The organism is Zunongwangia sp. (assembly GCF_048269745.1).
GTDB lineage: Bacteria > Bacteroidota > Bacteroidia > Flavobacteriales > Flavobacteriaceae > Zunongwangia.
In genome coordinates, this window is record NZ_JBLXIB010000005.1 from 60,622 (window position 1) to 78,297 (window position 17,676).

The 17,676-nt window shown below is 33.5% G+C and carries 12 protein-coding genes; 4 read left to right on the plus strand and 8 right to left on the minus strand.

What is annotated here, in order from left to right:
• Positions 1-30 precede the first annotated feature (30 nt).
• A complete protein-coding gene (locus ACN0WI_RS07860; protein ID WP_417886123.1) occupies positions 31-1,071 on the minus strand; it encodes a UDP-glucose--hexose-1-phosphate uridylyltransferase in 1,041 nt (346 codons plus the stop codon).
• 15 nt (positions 1,072-1,086) lie between these two features.
• A complete protein-coding gene (gene galK / locus ACN0WI_RS07865) occupies positions 1,087-2,250 on the minus strand; it encodes a galactokinase (RefSeq protein WP_417886124.1) in 1,164 nt (387 codons plus the stop codon).
• A 127-nt stretch (positions 2,251-2,377) separates the two neighbouring features.
• Here galK and ACN0WI_RS07870 point away from each other — a divergent pair, with 127 nt between their 5' ends.
• Positions 2,378-3,070: an NUDIX hydrolase gene (locus ACN0WI_RS07870; RefSeq protein ID WP_417886125.1), complete on the plus strand. Its 693-nt coding sequence runs from the start codon at positions 2,378-2,380 to the stop codon at positions 3,068-3,070.
• A 44-nt stretch (positions 3,071-3,114) separates the two neighbouring features.
• Here the strand turns inward: ACN0WI_RS07870 and ACN0WI_RS07875 are convergent, their stop codons facing one another.
• From ACN0WI_RS07875 to ACN0WI_RS07900, 6 genes are all read right to left on the minus strand, one after another.
• The gene (locus tag ACN0WI_RS07875; RefSeq protein ID WP_417886126.1) at positions 3,115-3,990 is read right to left on the minus strand and encodes a sterol desaturase family protein; all 876 of its coding nucleotides are present in this window, start codon (positions 3,988-3,990) and stop codon (positions 3,115-3,117) included.
• A gap of 147 nt (positions 3,991-4,137) precedes the next feature.
• Positions 4,138-6,690: an adenosylcobalamin-dependent ribonucleoside-diphosphate reductase gene (locus ACN0WI_RS07880; protein WP_417886128.1), complete on the minus strand. Its 2,553-nt coding sequence runs from the start codon at positions 6,688-6,690 to the stop codon at positions 4,138-4,140.
• Positions 6,691-7,027: 337 nt separating this feature from the next.
• Positions 7,028-8,458, minus strand: a complete 1,431-nt coding sequence (locus tag ACN0WI_RS07885; RefSeq protein ID WP_417886129.1) for an alpha-amylase — start codon at positions 8,456-8,458, stop codon at positions 7,028-7,030.
• Between the two features lie 54 nt (positions 8,459-8,512).
• On the minus strand, positions 8,513-9,658 hold the full coding sequence (locus ACN0WI_RS07890; protein WP_417886130.1) for a SusF/SusE family outer membrane protein: 1,146 nt from the start codon (positions 9,656-9,658) through the stop codon (positions 8,513-8,515).
• Positions 9,659-9,671: 13 nt separating this feature from the next.
• Positions 9,672-11,303: a RagB/SusD family nutrient uptake outer membrane protein gene (locus ACN0WI_RS07895; protein WP_417886131.1), complete on the minus strand. Its 1,632-nt coding sequence runs from the start codon at positions 11,301-11,303 to the stop codon at positions 9,672-9,674.
• A gap of 6 nt (positions 11,304-11,309) precedes the next feature.
• Positions 11,310-14,246 carry a SusC/RagA family TonB-linked outer membrane protein gene (locus ACN0WI_RS07900; protein ID WP_417886132.1) on the minus strand — a complete coding sequence of 979 codons (2,937 nt, stop codon included), beginning with the start codon at positions 14,244-14,246 and terminating at the stop codon, positions 11,310-11,312.
• A gap of 236 nt (positions 14,247-14,482) precedes the next feature.
• Here ACN0WI_RS07900 and ACN0WI_RS07905 point away from each other — a divergent pair, with 236 nt between their 5' ends.
• From ACN0WI_RS07905 to pgmB, 3 genes are all read left to right on the plus strand, one after another.
• Entirely contained in the window at positions 14,483-15,505 is a 1,023-nt protein-coding gene (locus ACN0WI_RS07905) for a LacI family DNA-binding transcriptional regulator (RefSeq protein ID WP_417886133.1), read from the plus strand.
• A 139-nt stretch (positions 15,506-15,644) separates the two neighbouring features.
• Entirely contained in the window at positions 15,645-16,982 is a 1,338-nt protein-coding gene (locus tag ACN0WI_RS07910) for an MFS transporter (protein WP_417886134.1), read from the plus strand.
• Positions 16,983-17,008: 26 nt separating this feature from the next.
• Entirely contained in the window at positions 17,009-17,668 is a 660-nt protein-coding gene (gene pgmB, locus ACN0WI_RS07915; RefSeq protein ID WP_417886135.1) for a beta-phosphoglucomutase, read from the plus strand.
• Positions 17,669-17,676: the final 8 nt, after the last annotated feature.

Below are 17,676 nucleotides of genomic sequence, written 5' to 3' on the forward strand. Positions count from 1 at the left end.
GGCTTTTTTTATAGAGTTATTTTAAAAAAACTATTGCTCTAAATAATGAATATCACTTAAATTTTGAAGTGTTTTTGCCGCTTGTTCAGCGGTAATATCACGTTGTGGTCCGGCAAACATTTCGTAACCTACCATAAATTTTTTAACGGTAGCTGAGCGTAATAAAGGCGGATAAAAACTCATATGCCAATGCCATTCCGGATATTCGTTTCCGTTAGTAGGTATTTGATGAATTCCACTAGAGTAGGGGAATGAAGTTTCAAAAAGATTATCGTATTTTATAGTTAGCTTTTTTAAAATTTCAGCAAATGATTTTTCTTCACTTTCATTTAATTGTCCAATATGCTGATAGTGCTTTTTAGGAGCAATCATAATTTCGTAAGGCCATACAGCCCAATATGGGACTAAGGCAACAAAATCTTCATTTTCAACAATAATTCGTTCTTTTACTTCTAGTTCTTGTTGTAAGTAATCGCCTAACAGGCTTCGTTTATTGGTATCCCAATATTCTTTAAAACGAGCTGATTTTTTTTCAATTTCAGTAGGAATAGAGTATTGTGACCAAATTTGCCCGTGTGGATGTGGATTGCTACAACCCATTATTGCGCCTTTGTTTTCAAATATCTGAACGTAATTAATGTTTTCTTGTGATCCTAACTCTTTATATTCTTTTTTCCAAGTTTGAATAACTTTCACAATATTATCCACCTTCATTTGTGGTAAGGTAAGTGAGTGGTCCGGAGAGAAACAAACTACTTTACAGATTCCTATTTCACTTTCTGCTTTCATCAATCCGTTTTCTTCTTTTAGAACCGGAGTGTCGATAAGCAAAGCAGAAAAATCGTTTACAAAAGTATAGGGTGCATCGTAATCTGGATTTTTTGCTCCTGTGCTTCGTGTATTACCGGGGCATAGATAACAGGAAGGATCGTACTTTTCTTTTTTAGGTGTGGTATCTTTTTCGGTTTTACCTTGCCATGGGCGTTTGGTACGGTGTGGAGAACAAAGTATCCATTCTCCAGTTAAAATATTATATCTTCTATGTGGAACTGAGTTTATTGATGTTGCCATTATAATTATTTTATACTATAAATATTCAATTTCGGTACCTGCGCTTGGCGTTACTGCAATTGCATCTAATTTTATCTGAAATTCTTCGAAATATGCTTTTGCAGCTTCTTTTGTATACTCTTCAATTTTATCGGCTTCAATTAAATTAATGGTGCATCCGCCAAAACCACCACCCATCATACGTGAACCATAGATGTAACTTTTATCTTTAGAGAATTCAACTAAAAAATCTAATTCTTTACAGCTCACCTCGTAGTCGTATTGTAAACCTTCATGAGATCCGTACATTAAATTACCAAATTCCGTTAATTTTCCTGCTTTAATAGCTTCAGTAGCTTTTTGAACCCGATCGTTTTCTCGTAATACGTATAAACTACGTTGGTAGGATTTACCTTTTAATTTATTTTTTTCATTTTCCAGCATTTCAAAAGTTACATCTCTTAAACTATTAATTTCTGGATGTGTATTTTTTAAAATGGATACAGCACTTTCGCACTCCTTACGGCGTGTGTTATATTCGCTATCGGCAAGGCTATGCGATACATTGGTATTTAATAATAATAATTTACAGTTTTTAAAATCTGCCGGAATATAATTGGCCTGTAAACTTTCGCAGTCTAATAAAATAATATGATCTTTTTTGCTGAGAACAGATGCAAACTGATCCATAATTCCGCAGTTATTCCCAACAAAATTGTGCTCAGCTTTTTGAGAAAGTTGTGCAATTTCAATTTTAGATAAGTCTAATTGAAATAATGTATTTAACCCACTGGCAAAACCGCATTCTAAAGCAGCAGAAGAACTGATGCCTGCTCCGGTAGAAAGTTCACTTTTTAAAATACAATCGAAACCTTTAATTTTTTTATCTTTTTTTTGAATTTCGCTAACTACACCTAAAATATAATTTTCCCAAGCTTTATCACTTTTTGAAAAGTTGTTACTGTCGAATTCTAAATAAGCCTCATAAGTTGCACTGTATACTCGGCAAGTGCTATTGGTATTATTCTCGCTGAATTCAAAAAATATTTTTTTATCAATAGCTGTAGGCATTACAAAACCATTATTATAATCGGTATGTTCGCCTATTAAATTAATTCTACCGGGAGAACCTACTTTTAGTGTTGGTGTGAAATTTTTTAATTCTTCCGGAAATTTTTCTGAAGTATGTATGGTATCCAAAGTCTTATTATTTAAGATGTTTATACATCAAATATAATAAACGTAAAATTTACATTCATTTTTTTTGAGTTAATTTTTTACTTATTTCATTATATTTAGGGCACTTTTAAAACAATAAAAAAATCTGATGACTAAAGACTTGTATCAAGATAACAAAATGTATGTGGCTACCGATTGTATAATTTTTGGTTTTGATGAAGGAAAGCTTAAGTTATTAGTTTTTAATAGAAGGGTCTCACCTTTAGAAGGGGAGTGGTCTTTAATTGGTAAGTTTGTAAAATTAGAAGAGGATGTTTCCGATGCTGCACAACGAGTTTTAAAGGAAATAACAGGTTTGAAGAATGTTTTTATGCAGCAGCTTAAAGCCTACGGAAAGGCAGATAGGGATCCTGGATACCGCTGTATTTCAATAGCCCAATTTGCGCTTATTCGTATTGATGAATACGATAAAGAACTTACTAAAAAGCATGGTGCACATTGGTTTGATATGGATGAGTTACCTAATTTAGTGTTAGATCACAGTCAAATGGTAACAGATGCTTTAGAAGCTTTAAAAACTAAAGCTCGATACCAGCCTATAGGTTTTGAACTGCTTCCAGAAAAATTTACAATTCCTCAATTACAAACCTTATACGAAGCGATTTATCAAAAACCATTAGATGATAGAAATTTTAGAAAGAAATTGAAGAGTTTAAAACTTTTAATTAATACCAATGAAAAAGATAAAACCGGATCTAGACGCGGTGCTTTTTTGCATAAATTTGATTATAAACGTTATCAAGATTTATTGAAAATGGGATATAATTTTGAAATAGGTTAAGCTGCTTAAACAGTATCTTTTTTAGTATTAGAATATTTATAATTTTAAGAAGATTTACTTGATGATGACTTTTTACCAAGTGTATCTGGTGATTGTACCAGAATTAGTAATGCTTTTTTTACACTACTAGCTTGGCGCATATTTCTGAAAATGTCTACCCAAACATGAAATACATGTTTTACCGGATTAAAGTGTTTAGGCTGATCGATAATTCCATAAACCGATTTTTCATCTTCTTTCTGAAATGTGCCAAATATCCGATCCCAAAATATAAATGTAGAACCATAATTTTTATCTAAGTAGTGTGTGTTAGTTCCGTGGTGAACACGATGATGAGAAGGCGTTACAAAAATGAAACTAAACCATTTAGGCATTTTTCGAATAAGTTCAGTATGAATCCAGAATTGATATAAAACCGCTAATTGATGGCAAATAAAAAATACTACCGGATGAAAGCCTAAAAAGCTTATTGGTATAAAAAAGATAACTTTTATTTGTTGCGTCCAAGAGAGTCGAAACGAAGTCGATAAATTATATTTCTCTGAATTATGATGCGTAACATGAGTAGCCCATAAAAAGTTAATTTCGTGGCCATAACGATGGGCCCAATATCTACAAAAATCTAATACTATAAAACATAAAATACAAGTAAACCAATTTACAGGAATACTCCAAGGTACAGCATTATATACCCAAAGTACTAAACCAAACATTATTGATTTGGTTACTAAACCTTGCAATACGTATACAAGCCCAATACTAAGCGAAGTTAAAAAATCCTTTTTTTCATATAATTCTTTTTTGTGTTTCCAACTAAAATAAAATTCTAGCAGTGCCAGACCAATCATTATTGGTGCCGCATATAAAATTATGTCTGGGGCGTGAGATAAAACTTCATCTAAACTTATATGTTTTTTCATTTGGAATTACTTAGGATTATAGACTAAGATTTTAAATATCCAATTCCAAAAATTAAAAGCAGAAAATAAATAAGAATTTTATTCACGAAGAAGGGTTGCTAAATGCAACCCTTTATTTAAAAATATAAGCGTTTAACTATAGTCTAATTATCCGCATTTAGAGGAACCACAATCCTTACAAGTTAAGCATCCTTCTTGATAAATTAAGTTTGAAGAACCGCAATTAGTACATCGTTCTTTTTTAGCTATAGTACCATCAGCAATAAAACGTTTTAACGCTCTAGCAACACCATTTTTCCAAGTGTTTATAGACTCTGTATCTAATTGTAAACTATTAACAAGGTTTACTACATTATCTATTGGCATACCATGCCGAAGTGTACTAGATATTAATTTAGCATAATTCCAAAATTCAGGATTAAATTTATGCGATAAGCCTTCTATAGTTGTTTTGTAGCCTCTTTTATTTTGGTATTGAAAATCGTAACGAGAGCTACCGTCTTCATTTCTGTTTTTAATGATTAATCCAGAATTTACCCAGCGTGGTAACAGGATACCATCTTCATCGTCAGCAAAACCAGTAAAAATTTCATAAGGACGTCCATCAATTAAACCGATAAATGCAATCCATTTGTCTTTGTTATTTTGAAAACGAACTACATCTGCCTCTAAAACTTCTGGGCGTTTGGTAGGAAAAATACCATTATCTGCTTTCTCTTCTTCTTTTTTCTCGTCATTAGAAATTAAAACTCCAGATCTAGACCCATCTCGATATACGGTAACACCTTTACAGCCGGCTTTCCAAGCTTCTAAATATAAATTACCTACTAATTCTTCACTTACTTTATTCGGTAGGTTGATAGTTACACTAATAGAATGGTCCACCCATTTTTGTACGGCTCCTTGCATACGTACTTTGCTGAGCCAATCTACATCGTTCGAAGTAGCTTTATAATATGGCGAAGCTTTAATAAGCTCATCGATTTCTTCATTGCTATAATTTTTGGTAGTGTCGTAACCATTAACTTGCATCCATTCTTTAAAACGATGGTGAAATACTACATACTCTTCCCAGCTATCACCAACTTCATCTACAAAATCTACTCGTGAATCTTTATCATTTGGATTTACTTTTCTTCTTCGTTTATATACCGGTAAGAAAACAGGCTCGATACCTGAAGAAGTTTGCGTCATTAAGCTAGTAGTTCCGGTTGGAGCAATGGTTAATAAAGCAATATTCCGACGACCATATTCGAGCATGTCAAAATATAGTTTTTTGTCCGCTTTTTTTAATCGTTGAATAAACGGATTATCTTTTTCACGATCCGCATCAAAAATGCCAAAAGAACCTCGTTCTTTCGCAGTTTTTACTGATGCCCGATAGGCTTCTAAAGCAATATTTTTATGGATTTCAGTAGAAAATTCAACTCCTTTTTCACTACCATAAGTAATGCCTAAAGCAGCAAGCATATCACCTTCCGCAGTAATTCCGATTCCGGTTCTTCTACCTTCTTGCGCTTTTTTCTTAATGTTAATCCATAAATTTCTTTCAATTCCTTTTACGTCTTCGTTTTCCGGATCAGCATCGATTTTGGCTAAAATGGCATCGATTTTTTCTAGTTCTAAATCGATAATATCATCCATAATTCGTTGTGCGGCCTCAATATGTTTTTTGAAAAGCTTATAATTAAAATTAGCTTTTTTAGTAAACGGATTTTCTACATAAGAGAATAAATTGATCGCTAATAAACGACACGAATCGTAAGGGCAAAGCGGAATTTCGCCGCACGGGTTGGTAGATACTGTTTTATAACCTAAATCTGCATAACAATCTGGAACAGATTCATTAATAATAGTATCCCAAAATAAGATTCCTGGTTCAGCTGATTTCCATGCATTATGAACAATTTTTTTCCAAATTTTATCAGCTTCAATATCTTTAAAAACTAATGGATTTTTACTGAAAATCGGATATTTTTGTTGATAAGTAGCGTTGTTTTCTACCGCCCTCATAAACGTATCATCAATACGCACTGAAATATTAGCGCCCGTTACTTTTCCTTGTTCCATTTTAGCATCGATAAAATCTTCAGCATCCGGATGGTTTACCGAAACAGAAAGCATTAAAGCTCCCCGACGACCATCTTGCGCTACCTCTCGAGTAGAATTTGAATAGCGTTCCATAAACGGAACAATACCGGTTGAAGTTAAAGCCGAATTTTTTACAGGTGAGCCTTTTGGACGGATATGTGATAAATCGTGACCCACACCACCACGGCGTTTCATTAATTGTACTTGTTCTTGATCTATTTTCATAATTCCACCGTACGAATCAGAATCACCATCATTACCTATAACAAAACAGTTAGAAAGTGAAGCAATTTGGTACGGATTTCCAATTCCGGCCATTGGGCTTCCTTGCGGTACAATATATTTGAAGTTTTTAATTAAATCGAATACTTCATCTTCCGTCATCGGGTTAGGGTACCGTTTCTCGATACGCGCTATTTCTTTTGCAATCCGGTGGTGCATATCGTTAGGAGTATTTTCATAAATATTTCCATCAGAATCTTTAAGAGCATATTTATTTACCCAAACACGAGCGGCTAAATCGTCTCCTTTAAAATATTCTAAAGCAGCTTTATAAGCTTCATCTTGTGTGTAAATTGTTGCTTTTAGAGGTGTTGTTTGTACAGGCATAAAATCACTTCGGTTAAATAATACTAACTAAGATTTAAGAGTGATAAATGTAATTAATTATTGAAAAGTTTCAACTAAAAAAGTATATAAAAGTTATCAAATATTGATTGTTAATAACTTGTTTTTCAATATTTTATTTAAAATTAAAAATAAGAAAGTCAACAAAAAATAATGTTTTTGTTTTGCTTTTATTGAAGAATAGTACTTTTCTTATAAAGAAAGAAGTGCATGCAAAACTAATTATTTCCCATTAAATTGAACTGTTTTTTAACAAAAAAATCCGACAAAAAAGTGTCGGATTTTTATTGTTCTTTAAATAGACTTTTTCTTATTTAATTTATTCCATAATAGACCATACTGCATACGAGTTTGCGGGAGCTTCTATACTTACTTTTCCGAAAATTTCTGATTTTGGTTGATAGTTTGAATGTGAGGTATAATCCATTAAAACCTTATCTTCCCAATCTGTAGTAATAGCTCTACGTTTGTTATTGTTGCTAGTATTTATGTACAAAATTAAACCAGGATTACCTTCGGAGCCACCTCTTTGCATAATATATTCATCATCATCTACATATAAAATTGTAACATCGCCTATGGCTAAGCTATTATGAATTTTGATAAGTTGTTGAATAGATTCTTGAAATGCTTCGTTTTGATAATCAGAATAAAATATGCAAGGATATCCAGGATGTGTTAAAATATAAGCATAGGCTTTTAATTTATTTTCAGTTGAAATTAAATTGTTTTCATTTTCATCCTTTTCAGTATCATGGTTGGCAGTAAAAGTTACTGCTTTATCCGGATTGGATTTCCAAAGCATATCTTTTTGTAATATGGTTAGATCGTTATTTCTATCAAAAGCTTCTTCTAATTTGTAAAATGTTGAAAAATCGAATACGCTACTCCCCGTTTCATTTACAAATTTTCGCAATACTTCCGGATTTCCATCCCAAAGTTCACTTACAGCAAAACCACCTACTTCATTTAGCCAATCTTTAATTACAAAAGGTTCAAAACCCAATACATAATCGAAACGCCAGCCATCAAATTTCATGGTGTTTTTATAATATTTAGCTACAGAATTATCGTTTTTCCATAACCAATTTTGGACGTGTTCACGGTGATGGTCGAGGTTGGTTTCTTCATAAAATAAACTTCCCGGATCGTAATTACTTACACTATTTGGGTAAAAATCTTCATAATTTCTATTAAACATTCCGGAAGCATTTCCATGTGTTTCATCAAATAGGGTATAGGTTTCTTTTTTTCGGTACGGATTGTATTCTAAACCACCACCAGAGTTATGGTTTAGCACAATATCAGCAATAACCTCAAGATTATTCTGATGTGCTGTAGCAATCAGGTTTTCGAGCTCTTCTTTTGTTCCGAATCGGGTGGGAGTGGTACCATGTTGATTAAAATTTCCAAAATCGAAATAATCTGAAGGATCGTATCCCATTGAATACCCACCAGATTGGCCTTTACTTGCAGGGGGTAACCAAATACGATCGATACCGTTTTCAGACCAACCACTAACTTGTTCCTCTATGGTGTTCCACCATTCGAATCTTGGTTCTACATCCCAATAGAAAGCCTGCATCATAACTCGGTTTCCGTTGTCGAAATCGGCTAGATTAATTGGGTTCACAGTTTTTGGTGGTTCAGGTTCAGGAGTTATATTTTCATCATCATCAGAAGAACAAGAACTGAAAATAACCAAAATAAATATATAGAGAAGCGTATTAGATGTAACTAACTTTTTCATATAATAAGGTGATTTAAAAAAGGCTGCCGCAGCAGCCTTTATCAATTAAGTTGTTTATTCTGAAATCTGTGGAATTAAGATATAACGTCCGTCAAGATCATTAAACCAAATATCATAGATGCCTGAAGAAGCTGTCATATTTTTAGAATTTCCTAATTCTGCTTTGTCACTCAAAGCATCAGAAACAATTCCCCAGCTTACGTCCCAGTCATTATTTTCTCTAAATTTAAATTCACCATCTGTTAGAGTTAAATCATTAATGTACCAAATATGTGAATTAAATTCAGATTGTGTCATATCTGTATCAGCATCCCAACCGGTTGGAGTAGCATCCCCAATAATTCCTATACTTGTATAAGAAGTAGCAGAGCTTTCATCAATACTTTCCATAGAATAAGTACCGTCAGCAACATTAACGGTAAGATTGAAATAAGCATCTTCAGTAACTTTAAAAGCATTAGGGTCATTACCTAAAATTTCGCTACTGGTTACCATTTCTTCTGAAATTCCCCATTGTGGTTGCCATTTCCCTAAACTTTCTAATAGTTTAAATCCTTCAACATCGGCACCTCCTGCAAAACGACCTTCAAAATAATATAAGTCGTCATTTTCAGAATCTCTGAAAAGAGGAGTATTGTTGTTATCGTTACTCCAACCTGCTGCAGTTGCATCCCCCACTAAATAAAGTTCTCTTTTTAGTTCTACAGCATCTGTATTTTCTGGAAGCATCACTCTGACAGTTAGTGTATCTGAATATTGTTCCACTAAATTTCCACCACCGTTACTACCAACATATCCACGTACTCTAAAAAATAGATCTCCAGAATTTGGAGCTTCTGTATCAGGATCGTTATCTAATCCGGCATCTTTAGCTAATGTTAACATATTTTTTATAGTTACTGCCGCATTTGTTTCTTTACCATTACTTATAGGGTCTATTTCATCAAAAGATGAAGAAGTAGCACCTTGTAATTCATAACTTACCGGAGTTTGTACACCAAAGTCTACCGAATTCCATACAAATCTTTCTGCTAGATTATCGGCATTTACTGCATCTAAGGTATAAACCTCTGATGTTGTATTGGAGAATGAAATTCCGTTAGGATCTTGCTTTGCAATAAATGTGAAGTCATCATCAGAACAAGAAAATAAGCTGATAATTCCTAAAAAAGCGATTAAAAGGTATTTAAAATTTCTCATAGTCTTAAATATTTTAGTATCCTGGATTTTGTGTAAGATTTGAATTAATTGCTATTATGTCACTTGGAAGTGGAAAAACATTTCGATAATCTGAAACGGAAGTTCCATTTTGTACCCCTCCTTTAAAAGGCCATAAATAATTAGCAGATGTATATTTTTTAAATCGAATTAAATCGGTTCTACGTTGGCCTTCCCAATATAATTCTCGAGCTCTTTCATTTAAAATAAAGTCTAAATTAACGTCTGAAGATGAAATATTTCCGTTTGTGTTACCGAAAGAGCGTTCTCGTAATTCATTAATATAATTAGTAGCCGTTTGAACATCTCCACCTGAACCACCACGAATTACAGCTTCTGCATAAACCAGATAAATATCGGCTAATCGGATTAGGGGTAAATCGGTATCTACAAAATTTCCAGCTTTATCATTTCCACTATTACCTTCGCTATCTATGTTGGTGAATTTAACAACTGCATAACCATCAGAGAAAGTGTTTGCAATTGTATTTATTTCTAGATTCTGACCATCGGTGTAAAATAAAGCACGGTGATCGTTCCAAGAAGTTGGATTACCATCTTCATCCGTTTCGTTTACTGCATAATCAAATTTAGAAACTAATGTTTTAGTAGTCCGTAATCCTTCCCAACCACCATTTACTCCATAGTCTGAAGCAGTCATCGATCCACCAATAGCAGCATGTACTAAGAAGCTTGTACCTCCATAGGTTCTAGAGTTATTTCCATCAAAATTTAATACAAAAATGAATTCATTTTGAGCACCATTGCTATTATTGTCTGCAAGAAAAAGCTCATCGTAAGCAGAACCATTTCCATTAGCATCAGTTGTATTTATTGCATATGAAGAATTTATTGTTTTTTGAGCATAAGTAATTGCATCGGTATATCTGTTTTCATTAACCCAAGTTTCGGCATTTAAATATAATTTAGAAAGTAAAGCCCAAGCAGCAACTCGGTCTACTCGTCCATATTCGTTGGCACCGCTTTCTTTTAATTGATCTTGAACATCTAATAATTCAGATTCAACAAAATTAAATACCTCTTCTCTTGAATTTTGGGTAGGAAGGGAAGTAGAAACTTCAGTTACTATTGGAATATTCGCATATAAATCGATAAGGTTATAATAGGCAAATGCACGTAAAAATCGAGCTTCAGCTATGTAAAAACCTACTTCAGAATTTTCACTTAAACTTTCTGCATTATTAATAAAAGAATTACAGAAAGATACTTCTTGTGCTAGGCGATAATACATAGCCGTTGTAAAAATGTTTCCTGCTCCCCAGTTCATAGCATGTAAATCTGGTAAACCTGGGTCTCCCCAGCTAACAACGGCATTATCGGTAGTTAATTCGTTTAAGTTAAAAAGCATTCTCGAATATTGGGAAGTCCCTTCATCTATACTCGTAATATCGGGTTCTCCAGAAGGGCCTTTTTGGCCAGTTAATGCTAAACTGGCATACAATTTTGCTAAAGCGCTTTTTGCTTCATCTGCATTTGAGAAAACATCATTTTCAGTAAAGTTATTAGGATTTATTTTAGGATCTTGATCGAGATCGTCGTGACACGATACTAGCAATGCAATTGGTAAAGCTAGCATCATTTTTTTTATCAAGTTTATCGTTTTCATAATTTTTTAGAAATTAAGGGTTACACCTACAGTATATACTCGAGGTCTTGGGTAAAAATTATTATCGATACCGGTTGTTGGATTATCACCACCTATATAAATTTCTGGATCTAAACCATCGTAATCGGTTATAGTTAATACATTTTGAGCAGATCCATAAATACGTAAGCTAGATTCTTTGAAAATTTGATTGAAAGTATAGCCTAGTGTAATGTTATCAACTTTAAAGAAAGAAGCATCTTGAACGTAATAATCACTTCTCAAATTAGCCTCTGTTAATTTTTTAAAACCAGTAGCATAATAATTGCTGTGCAAGTTGGTTAAAATACCATTTATAGTAGCTTTATCTTCATATGAGCGACTGGAAGCCATGTTATTGTAGGCGTAATTACCCAAGCTAGCTCGAGTTACTACTGCTAAATCCCAGTTTTTATAGTTTAGATTTGTGTTTAAGCCCATTGTAACATTGGCATACGGATCTTTATATAAATACTTATCTTTTTCAGTGATTTGGTTGTCGCCATTTCTATCTACATAAGCCCCTTCAATAGGTTTTCCGTTTTCATTATAAACCTGTTTGTATACCCAGAAACTAAAAGGAGAATATCCTTCTTTATGTAATTGTACAGTATTACCAGTACCACCGTCTATTCCACCCTTTTCAACTTGGTCGGGTAGATTGGTAATTTCATTCTTATTATATGCCATATTGAAACCAATATTCCATTTAAAATCTTCTGTTTGGATAGGAATTACATTTAATTCAAATTCAATTCCTTTATTCTCCATATCCCCAATATTACTTTCAATTCTGTTTGAAAAATTGGTAAAAGGATCTACCGTTACATTACTAATTAAGTCTTGCGTTTTTTTCATGTAAACGTTTACAGATCCTGAAATTCTGTTATCAAAAAAGCCATAGTCGATACCTGCATTCAAGGTGTTTCCTACTTCCCAGCGCAAGTTTTTATTGGTAGGTTCAGGGCGATATGTTTGGTAATAATTGTTGCCTAATTGATAATCAGCACCAGCGATACTTTTTTGGTATCGAGTTAAAAATTTATAATCTCCTAATCCGTTTACGTTTCCGATTTCTCCGTAACCCACACGAAGTTTTAATTGACTTATAGCTTTTGAATTGAAAAAGGTTTCATTATTAATATTCCATCCTACAGCTACTGAAGGGAAGTATCCCCATCTATCATCCGGATTTAATTTTGAGGAAGCGTCAGCACGTAATGTTGCAGTAACTAAATACCGATCATCAAAATTATAATTGGCACGACCAAAATATGATAGCAAAACACTCTTATATTTATTTACAGTATTTGGATTTAATCCGTCTTTTTCTTGTAGACTATTATAATCAAACTTGTGCGTTTCAAAACTTTGGTACGAATATCCAGCAACTACTTTTAAATTATTTTTGTCGTTAATGTCCTTATCATAAGTAAGGTAGACATCTAATAGTTTATTGGTAGATTCGTTTTGATAGTTTGTAAAAGAACCATTCCAATCTGTATTAGAAGAAGGCATTTCCTTAGAAGTAATTACTCGACCATGGCTATTGGTTTTGTCTAAACCAATATTAACCGTTGCAGTTAACTCAGGGAAAAAATGGAATCGATAATCTACTTTAGTATTTCCTATGAAACGTCTAATCTCTGAGGTATCATCTTTTAAGCGTAATAAAGCAACCGGATTGGTAGGAGCTAAATTTTGCTGATATCCATCTGAATTTAACCAGGTGTAATACCCGCCAAATGGAGAGGCTTCATCGTAAATATTTTGAGTAGGATCAAAGTCTACCGAAGCACCAATAGCATCTTTATTGGCAAAAGTATTTTCAGTATACATTCCTCTAGCATTTACAGCTATTTTTAAATGACCATCCATAAAAGAAGGGCGTAAGCTTACAGAAGCCGTGGTTCTAGAAAAATTATCAGAATCTAACACCCCATCTTGGTCAGTATAACCTATTGATGCTCGAGTTGGCATAAAACCTCCAATATTACCAGTTGTGCTTAAATTATGCTCAAAACCAATAGCATCTTTATAAATTTGATCTTGCCAATTTGTGTTTGCATCTCCCAATAATCCAATAGCCGATTCATTTCCGACTTTGTTAACAAGATCTCTAAATTGATTAGCATCCAAAACATCTACGTAGTCAGTAGGTCTATATAATGTAGTTGAGCTAGAATAATTGAATTTAAAATCTTGGCCTTTACCTCTTTTAGTAGTAATCATGATGACGCCATTGGCAGCTCTAGAACCATAAATAGCAGTAGCAGAGGCATCTTTTAAAACCGTCATACTTTCAATATCATTCGGGTTAATAAAATCCAAAGGGTTTCGAGATCCTCCTATACTTTCGTTATTTAATGGAATTCCATCAACAACAAATAAAGGAGAGCTATCTAAAGATAAAGAACCCACACCCCGAATATTAATATTTTGGCCTTCGCCGGGTGCACCACCACCAGAGGTGACATTTACACCAGCAATTTTACCAGTTATAAGCTGACTGGCTGTATTAACCTGTCCTTTATTAAAATCTTCAGTAGAGATTTGATTAACAGCTCCAGTAGCATCTTTTTTACGTATGGTTCCGTAACCTACCACTACAACTTCATCTAATTGAGATTGATTTTCTTCTAATAATATATTAATCTGTTTCTGCCCTGTAAATTCTACTTCTTTAGTCTCGAATCCTAAAAATGAATAGGCAATAGTGTCTCCGACTACAAGGTTTTCGATAGTGTATAGACCATCAAAATCTGTTATCGTTCCATTAGATGTTCCTTTTACAATTACATTCGCTCCAGGTACTGGCATTCCTGTAGCCGATTCTGTAACTGTTCCAGAGACTTGTTCCTGTCCAAAGAATTGAATCGGCAACAAGCAAAGTAACCCTATTATTCCTTTAGTAATAGTTCTCATAAATTTCAGTATTGAATTTTACTTGTTAAATCTTATATTTTTACTTCCTGAGATTAAAATTATATAAATTATTTCATTTTTTTTTGAGAATATCGTAAAATAATGAGACTACAACGTTGTAGTGTTGACAACTTTTTTAATTCTTTTCGTTTTTAATTAAAGTATTGATAAGAAAGGGCACTGAAATTCTTATTTTTGAATATAAATCCGAAAGTACTTAGGCAGAAAACTATTTTATGAAACCAAAATTAACCTTAAAGCAAATTGCCAGAGAGTTAGAAGTTTCTATCTCTACTGTTTCTAAATCCTTACGAGATAGCCCAGATATTGGGGAAGATACTCGAAAAAAAGTTCAAGCTTTTGCTAAATTATATAACTATAAGCCAAATAACATTGCCTTAAGTTTAAAAAATCGAAAAACTAAAACTATAGGGGTTGTAATTCCTGAAATTGTACATCATTTTTTTACAACTGTAATTAGTGGGATAGAAAGAGTAGCTAACGAAAAAGGGTATAGTGTATTAATTTGCCTTTCTGATAATAGTTTTGACAAAGAGGTGCTAAATATGGAGATGTTAGCCAATGGGAGTATAGACGGATTTATACTTTCTGTTGCTAAGGAAACCATGCAAAAGGGCGATTATCATCATTTAACCGAGGTTGTAAATCAGGGAATGCCATTAGTGCTTTTTGACAGGTCTGTAGAGGAAATTCCGTCAGATAAAGTGATTATTGATGATGTAATAGGAGCCAAAAAAGCTACCCAATTTTTAATAGATAAAGGCTGTAAAAATATTGGAATAATCTCAACAGTAGATTATATAAGCGTTGGTAAATTACGGACTAAAGGTTACATAGAATCTTTGAAAAAAAATGGATTTAATATTGATGAAAAAAATATCTTGAAAATAGAGAATATCGATGATATAGATGAAGAAATTTCATCTTTTATTGAACAAACAACAGTTGATGGTATTTTTGCAGTTAACGAACATTTTGCCGTTGCTGCAGTTCGAGCCATTCAGAAAAAAGGTCTTTCTGTTCCTGCTGATGTTCAGGTGATCGGTTTTACCGATGGCGAATTATCAAAACGGTTTATACCAAGTTTAACAACTATTAGTCAGCACGGAAGCCGAATGGGCGAAGAAGCAGCAAGGCTTTTGATTGAACGATTAGAAACTAAATCTACTGAAGAAGATTCCTATAAAACCATAATTATCGAAACGGGATTAGTGGAAAGAGAGTCAACAAATAAATAAAATCATACTCATAATTAATAGAAATCGCTTATATTTACCCTCAAAATAAATAAACTTTCAAAACTTATATTTTTACTTCCTACCTAAAAATAAGTTTTGATAAGTCTTCGTGCTTATCGTAATCTTTTAAAAGAACGATATGCAAAAACGCAAATTAAGTTTCTGGGAAATATGGAACATGACGTTCGGTTTCTTGGGAATTCAAATGGGCTTTGCACTGCAAAATGCTAATGCAAGCCGAATTCTACAAGTTTTTGGTGCAGAGGTAGAACATCTCTCCTGGTTTTGGATTGTAGCTCCGCTTACCGGTTTGATCATTCAACCAATTATTGGATATTATAGTGATCGTACTTGGACCAAGTTGGGTAGACGCCGTCCGTTTTTTATGGCGGGTGGGATATTGGCCGCTATAGGATTAATTTTAATGCCTAATGCCGGTCTTTTTACTGCTATGCTTCCCTCGTTATGGGTTGGTGCTGGAATGCTTATGATTATGGATGCATCTTTTAATGTTGCCATGGAACCCTTTAGAGCATTAGTAGCCGACAATTTACCAAGTGACCAGCGGACACTGGGATTTAGTATTCAAACCGTATTAATTGGGATTGGAGCCGTAGTTGGCTCTTGGTTACCTTATGCACTTACTAATTGGTTTGGTATAACTAACCGAGCTGCAGAAGGAGAAATTCCATTAAATTTAGTAGTCTCTTTTATATTAGGAGCTGCAGTTTTACTAATCAGTATTCTAATTACAGTTTTTAGCACTAAAGAGTATAGCCCGGAAGAATTAGCAGCATTTGAAGATAATGGCGGAGAAGATGAAGTAGCTAAAGAAGAACAATCCAAAATCACTGATATTTTTACCGATTTTGTAAAAATGCCACATACAATGCGTCAGCTTAGTTGGGTGCAATTTTTTTCTTGGTTTGGGTTGTTTGGAATGTGGGTGTATGCCACACCAGCTATTGCACATCACATTTACGGATTACCACTTTCCGATTCTAGTAGTGAAACTTACCAAGATGCTGGAGATTGGGTGGGAATATTGTTTGGAGTGTACAATGCTGTTTCAGCAATTTTTGCATTTTTTTTACCGGTTATCGCCAAAAAAATTGGTCGTAAAAAAACACATATTGTTTCATTAGTTATTGGAGGGATTAGCTTACTATCTATTTATATTATGCCTAATGAAAATTGGGCGATATTAAGCATGGTAGGAATCGGTATTGCTTGGGCAAGTATTTTAGCTATGCCTTATGCAATATTAGCAGGTTCTATTCCTCCCCGAAAAATGGGAGTCTATATGGGGATTTTTAATTTCTTCATTGTAATTCCTCAAATAATCAATGCGCTTATAGGTGGCCCATTAGTGAAATATCTATATGGAGGCAATCCTATCTATGCGTTAATGACAAGCGGTATTGCCTTTTTTATTGCCGCTATTTTAACCCTTCGCATTACCGATAGCGAAGATTAAATAAATACTAAAAAGAAGATATTATTATGAATACTGAAAAAGCAGTCATTTTTGATTTAGATGGCGTGATTGTAGACACTGCTAAATATCATTTTTTGGCATGGAGAAAACTAGCTAACGATTTGGGTTTCGATTTCACTAAAGCTCAAAATGAAGAATTAAAAGGAGTAAGCCGAGTAGAATCTTTAAAAAAAATATTGAATTGGGGAAATAAAGAATTATCAGAAGAAGAATTCAATCACCAAATGAAATTGAAGAATGATAATTATCTATCCTATATCGATAAAATGGATGAATCTGAGATTCTTCCTGGTGTACAAAAAATATTAGATTTTCTCAAAGAAAATAACATTCCCTACGCATTAGGTTCTGCCAGTAAAAATGCCAAACATATTTTAGAGAAAATACACCTGAAAAATAGTTTTACCGCTATTGTTGATGGTACCGATGTAAGTAAAGCTAAACCAGATCCGGAAGTTTTTTTAATTGCTGCTAAACGTTTACAACGAAATCCCGAACAATGTATCGTTTTTGAAGATGCCGTAGCCGGTATCGAAGCTGCTAATCGAGGAGGGATGCTTAGTATTGGCATTGGTGAAGAAAAAACACTTTTTGAAGCTAATTATATCTTCAATGATTTTACTGAAATCTCGATCGAATTTTTTAAAAAAATCCTCAAAAAATAAATAATATC